Source organism: Pseudomonas sp. RIT-PI-a (genome assembly GCF_001187875.1).
Lineage (GTDB): Bacteria > Pseudomonadota > Gammaproteobacteria > Pseudomonadales > Pseudomonadaceae > Aquipseudomonas > Aquipseudomonas coleopterorum.
This window is the reverse complement of record NZ_LGIR01000005.1, coordinates 1-3,257: the sequence shown is the minus strand read 5'-3', so window position 1 is coordinate 3,257 and position 3,257 is coordinate 1. Positions and strand designations below refer to the sequence as shown.

General features: G+C 54.6%; 1 pseudogene. It reads left to right on the top strand.

The features are described 5' to 3' along the window. Positions 1-2,024, top strand: a pseudogene (locus AC788_RS02050) (Ig-like domain-containing protein); the annotation flags it as partial. Positions 2,025-3,257 lie beyond the last annotated feature (1,233 nt).

Sequence of the window (3,257 nt, the reverse complement as noted above, 5' to 3'; positions counted from 1 at the left end):
CCAACCAGCCATTTCCAAGCTCGGGCAACCTGGAAGTCACGTTGGCCAGTGATCCTTACATCGCTGGCAATAGCAATGGCTACGTAGAGGTTTGGTACGAGGCCACCCGCAACAGCCAGCCGGTGGGCAGCTCGCAGCGGCTGCAGCTACATGTCGGGGCGGCGGCGGAACGGCCTTGGCCGCTGCCCAAGCTGGTGGATGCGTCAGGAAGCCAGGTCAACCCCTGGTCACCGGTGAAACCGGCTACGCAATACGACAGCAACACCGCTACAGTGGTCATCACCGACAGCCGGATTCAACAGCACGATATAGTGGCCCTGGTGTGGCGCCTGCCTGATCAAACCGACCTCACCATACCGTGGTTGGATGATGAAACCGCTGGCGAGGCGCGTGTTGCCATACCTGCGGACGTACTTGCAAAGAGCCTTGGAAAAACCGTGCTTGTCGTCTATGTGATCTTCCGTGGCGGTAACACGGTAGGCTCGTCGGTACCCACCAACTTCCAGATCGGTGCAATACCGGCATCGGCGTTGAGCGAGTTGTTCATCGTGGAAGCGGCTAATGGTGGGGCGGGGCCGGAGTTTGATGTCAATGCTTTGACCGGTACCGACGCGCACATCAAAGTCGGTAGATGGCCGTTGATCGCAGTCGGGCAAACCACTTGGCTTCGCCTGAGCGGTACCAACTCGGACAACAGCACTTATGTGAAACATGTTTTGGATGGAAGTACTGGAGTCAATAACGCCTGGAAGAACAACGGTTCCTATACATGGCCAACATCTGCCGGCGAGCTGAAGAACCTAAAAGATGGCAGTGCCTTGACCGTGACATTGAAGGTAGCTCTGGACGAAGGCTTGAACGAAAGCCTGGCGACTGCGTTTACCAGCAAAACTTACACGGTTAAAGCCTTGGCAGATAACAAGCCGACAATTACCAATGTCACCGACTCAAGAGGCACGGTGGCCAATGGCGGTAATACCTTCGATACTCAAGTGACGGTGACCGGGACTGCGACCGCCAACCAGCGAGTGGAGGTTTTCGACGGCAGCACCTCCAAGGGCACTCCCACGGCGAATGCCAGCGGCATCTGGAGCATGACTCTGACAGGCTTGGGCAACGGCGCACATTCAATCACCGCTAAGGCTCTGTATGGGTCCGAGCAAAGCTCGAGTGCGCGTACCTTCACTCAACTGGCGGATACCAGACCGACAATCACCAATGTCACCGACTCACGAGGCAATGTGGCCAATGGCGGTAATACTTTCGACACTCAAGTAACGCTGACCGGGACTGCGACCGCCAACCAACGGATAGAAGTTCTCGACGGCGGCAGCTCCAAAGGCACCACGGCCGTGAACGCCAGCGGGAGGTGGAGCCTGACCGTAGCAGCCCTGGCAGTAGGTTCGCACTCGCTTACAGCCCGGGCCAATTACGGCGCTGGACAGGTATCGTCGGCATGGACGTTCAGGGTGATGGTCGCTTTGGTTATTGACCAAACCCCATTACAGCTCAGCGGCTGGGTGTTCTTGTCAGCAGGTGTGATGCCGACCAACCCGCCCGCTAACGCCTATGCGAACCGGAGCGCCACGGGAGGATCGCCACCTTACCGATACACTACAAGTGCATCCAATATCATTTGGCTTGATGCCACTACGGGCCGCATCGTCTCGAAGGCTAATGGGACTGCCGTTGTGACGGTTCAGGACGCGGCAGGACAGACCCGTTCGTATAACGTGACTGTTTCCAACGTTCAGGTAAGCTTTGGTACAGGAAAATGGTCTTTTTATCCGTCGTGCGAAGCAGCCGCTCAGAGTATGGGGGGACGAATTCCAACTTTACCAGAATGGCAAGCAATGAGGACTGCTTACAACGGCAGTCCAGGCATCAACAGTCGATGCTGGACCAGTACATCCCCGAGTGCTGGCAAGAAGTATGCTTACAACCCGGATACCGGCGCTACTGAATCGCTACCAGGGGGAAATATAGGGCAGTCATCCTCTGGGTTTGGCATAAAGAACGCTTGAAACGCCTGGTGCTGGCAAGCCTGCAATTGGCTCGACTGGCTCGACATTAGGTGAGCTTGTTTTGACCTGACGGTAGGCAGTCTTTTGAGTTTGTAGCTTTATAGTTGCAGGATTATCAATCCGGTCGTTGAATATCAACGACCGGACTTCGTCTCCTGTGCATTGAAGCCTATACACATCCAGCAGCCTGCTTATAGGAAAGACGAGTTACTGAGGACACGTTAGTTCACCGATTATCGAAAGCTAAAGATAGACCTGGAATACGCGTTTCTTTGCGTCTGCTAGGTACTGCTGTAGGGTGGGCGTCCAGGTATCAAGTGACTGCCCCGCTCAGCATCCCTGCTTTGACAGGAGGAAGGAATCGATCACTGTGATTCATCGCACCGCCATCCGCTTCTGGCTATGTCTGCAGGTTGTTGATCAGTCGCTGCTAACTCAGCGACCAGATTCATGGGCTTGAACAAATTTTCCGGCGCCAGCGCCATAGCTCAAAGGCAGGCGTTTTGTGGTTTGCCCAAGCGTTTACGGCGGCTGCGCGCAGGCCACCTCTTGTGCGCTTGGTTCCTACGATCCCGGTCTGCTAGCCTGTGTCCCAGTCGCCATCTTGCGCTTAGTAGCGATATCTGGCTGCACCATCCCAGGTGCTCCACGCCATGGTCAAGCCGACCCGACCTGCCTATTGTCGTACGTCTGATCATCCTATATTTCATTATCTCCGCGTCTTTGGACGTTTGAACATGTAGACGGCGACACCTCGCCTGCTCGACGTGGCACAGTTCGTCACTGAAGCCTTGCTGGTAGCTGTTCTGGCGACGAGGCTGAAGGTTGTACCACGCGAGCGTCCCGTATGTATTGAAAAGGGCGGCGTTGGGTGGCGGCTTATCGAGCTCATTCTCGCCCATCGCTTGCTGCAAATTTAACCTGCATTTAAAACAGCCTTCTCCCTCACCCTGTACTTTAACCAGAGCCAACACTGCAGAATTCGAGAATATTTCTTCACAAATATTGCACTCATGAATATTAACTTTCAGCGCCACGCTGTACTTTGATCATACGCGCTTGATGCAGTAAATAAACGCCTATATTTTCGACCGGTTATTTTCCTATTCCACAACTAACGTCACAGCAGTCGCTCTCCACTTCAACTTCACAAGAGCCCTGCCATGACGACCCTCAACAATTTCCTGCGCCTGCTTCAGCTGGAGATCCAGCAAAGTCAGTCTCCCGCCATCA